3 protein-coding genes are annotated in these 3377 nt (G+C 45.9%); all 3 read left to right on the plus strand.

The window, feature by feature from the left end:
* Positions 1-341: 341 nt before the first annotated feature.
* A complete protein-coding gene (locus K2I50_RS02800; protein ID WP_301024728.1) occupies positions 342-1019 on the plus strand; it encodes a DedA family protein in 678 nt (225 codons plus the stop codon).
* Positions 1020-1127: 108 nt separating this feature from the next.
* Positions 1128-1772: a ribulose-phosphate 3-epimerase gene (gene rpe / locus K2I50_RS02805; protein WP_301024729.1), complete on the plus strand. Its 645-nt coding sequence runs from the start codon at positions 1128-1130 to the stop codon at positions 1770-1772.
* A 266-nt stretch (positions 1773-2038) separates the two neighbouring features.
* On the plus strand, positions 2039-3377 hold a 1339-nt coding region (locus tag K2I50_RS02810), incomplete at its 3' end, for a DNA translocase FtsK 4TM domain-containing protein (RefSeq protein ID WP_301024730.1).

Consider the following 3377-nt stretch of genomic DNA (forward strand, 5'->3'; position numbering starts at 1 on the left):
CTCCATCATCACAAGACAAAAATCACTCAGAGATATGCGACCCCAGCGTTAACAAATATTGGGGAACGGGGTCTTAAGAGTATGTCTGAATTTAACTTCATAAAATCTTCAGAGGTCTTTCCGAACCGTTTCAAACTTTCATTCAGCCATTATGAATCCACATAATTTCTTCATTCAATCTCAGAACATTCCGGAAATCCCCTCTAAATCTTTACATAAGCCTAATCCAACCATTCTCTTAAAACTTGTCTGAAGAATTTATCTCTTTAGGCAAGTTGAAACATGTTTTTTTAGTAATTTTGCACCACAATTAAAAATCAACATAACGTAGCACAACGAAAATGATACTTGACCTCGTGCCACTCGCGATATTTGACGCGAGCCAGTTTTTCAGCTGGTTTGTAGAGAATGCCAACTATTGGTTTGTATTCATCTTCATGATTATCGAAAGCTCATTCATACCGTTTCCTTCAGAATTAGTCGTACCACCTGCCGCTTATCTTGCCATGCAAGAGGGCTCGTCGATGAATATATATTTGGTCACACTGGTCGCTACCGCAGGAGCGATAGTAGGAGCTATCATCAACTATTATCTCGCTTTATGGGTCGGCCGTCCCATAGTTTACGCATTCGCAAACAGCCGCGCCGGCCATGCGTTGCTCATTGATGCAGCAAAAGTGGAAAAAGCCGAAGCATATTTCGACAAACATGGTGCGATATCGACATTCATCGGGCGTCTTATTCCGGCTGTGCGCCAACTTATCTCAATCCCGGCAGGCCTTGCAAGAATGAACCTCGGCAAATTCGTCATTTTTACCGGACTGGGAGCTTTGGTGTGGAATGCCGTTCTTGCCGGCCTCGGCTATTTCCTATCACGTTTTGTGTCACTTAGTCAGCTATACACGACCATAGAGGAATACAATGTATACCTTTCTTATATAGGATATGCGATAGGCATATTATGCATCGGCTTCATCGCATACAATCTTTTACGTCCTCATCCAGAGAAAAAAGTTTAACCGGGATTCTTATTCCCGGTTTTTTGCTAACTTTGGCCTCTGTTTCCAGGACAACCCTTACGAATTGCCCATAAGCGATATTCACAAACCTCAAAAGAACTAAAAAAAATGAGAGTCGCACCCTCTCTGCTGGCAGCGGATTTCTGCAATCTACGCTCGCAACTCGACATGCTCAACTCAAGCGAGGCATTCTGCCTGCATGTCGATGTGATGGACGGTAATTTTGTGCCCAATATCTCCATCGGATTTCCAATAATCAAGTCCATCGGAAAGATGTCAGAAAAGCCTCTTGATGTCCACATGATGGTTAATGAGCCAGGACGCTATATCTCTGAAGTCAGAGACTGTGGAGCCCGACTAATGAACGTGCATTATGAAGCGTGCACACATCTCAACCGCACGCTTACCCAGATTCGCGATTCCGGCATGCTCGCCGGCGTAACAATCAATCCTGCCACCCCGGTAGCAATGCTCGAAGAGGTTATCGACATCGTCGACCTCGTCCTTATCATGTCAGTCAATCCGGGATTCGGAGGACAACCATTTATAAAGAATTCAATCAGCAAGGTAAAGCGACTGCGCCACATGATTGAGCAGCACAATTCATCGGCCTTGATAGAAGTGGACGGCGGTGTAAACATGCACACCGGCACAGAACTTGCAAAAGCCGGAGCCGATATACTTGTCGCAGGCAGCTATGTATTCAATTCGCCCGACCCTTGCAATGCCATCCTTTCCCTAAGCAAACTCTAAAATTTAACCACCACATGGCATTTTGAAGTTCTGACGCGGTGATTTTGATATTGATTCAGCTGTCATGATACCATCCTGCACATTTCCTGACGCCGATATATCAACTCCACACTACGGCAAGAACACGTCAGCAAAAAGCACCCCTATCGTCTATTTAACTTAACGTCTCTTAATATCGTGGCATATATTGCAATATATACCACGATTTTCGTATCTTTGTACATATATACGCTGCAAAATATCGCAGCCAGTTCACGAATACACCGATGCACAACAATAATATAGTTTCAGACCATTTCGGCTTTGACCCCGGGATGCTTGATAATGACACCGCTACCATACCCTCAGGCATACGGGAATCCGAAATAAAGGCAGAGCCTGCCGCCGACAAAAAAGCTACAGTAACCGCCAAAACACAGAAAAAAGTTGCGACTCCCGGACGCATAGCTCGCTTTATCCGCGATCGACGGACACGCATATTCACCGGCATACTGCTCATATGCTGGGCCACTTTCACACTCTTCTCATCCATATCCTACTTTACGTCAGGAGCCGAAGATCAAAGTCTCGTGACAGGCAACACTATAGCACAGATTGCCGAACGAGGCACCGTAAACAATTCGGGAGGCGCATTCGGAGCAGTACTCGCCCACAATACAATATCAAACGGATTCGGGGTTGGAGCTCTGATACTGATTGCATATTTCTACATCCTGGGGTGGTATCTTCTCCATAACTCCAAATTCTCATTCTGGGGGCTTACCTCCAAAAGCCTGATTGATGCAATTACGGCATCGATTGTAGTCGGTCTTGCCACATACCAGCTGAATTCATGGGTATATTGGGGTGGCATACATGGCTATACGGTAAACACTTGGCTACTTGCCAATGCCGGAGTAGCCGGAGCGATTCTTGTCAGCGCAGTACTTTTGGCTCTTGTCGCATGCATATATCTAAATGAATTGCGACTTGTCTATGTGGCCTATCGCCGACGGGTCAACGCCCATAAAGCACGCATGAAAGAGCAACGGGAAAAACTTGAAGCTGAAAAGCGCCAGGTAGAAGAGACCCTGTCAAAAAGCAACAAAGAGATTGACGGCAACAATAACGATGATATTATTGAACGCCAGTCACCACAACAGCAATCGCCTCTCGTCGACTTTACCGAGAGTTTCATCGGCAATGACATTGCCACACCACAAGAGCCAGCGCCCGCACCGGCCGCACCATATATTGAACCGGACTACAATGATTTTGACAATAGTCCGGCTATGGATGATGCATATACCGAGAATGACAGCACCGATACGACTGAGAACGCCGGCATCGATACAACCGAAGCACCGGTCATCACCTCCGACGATATATATGATGAAAATATATATCCCGGGGATGATGACACCATTGAAAATGAAAACGAATCGGCTGAGGAGAGCATAGATTCAGATGACTCGGAACTCACCATAGACGTTCCTCAATTCGATACAGAAGTGCAGGTATCGACCGAAGCATATGACCCGACCGCAGAATTGTCGCGTTTCCATTTCCCCTCCATCGATTTGCTGAATGAGATACCGGAACAACAGGTGAGCGTCGACCAACAGG

Source organism: Muribaculum sp., assembly GCF_029051885.1.
Classification (GTDB): Bacteria; Bacteroidota; Bacteroidia; order Bacteroidales; family Muribaculaceae; genus Muribaculum.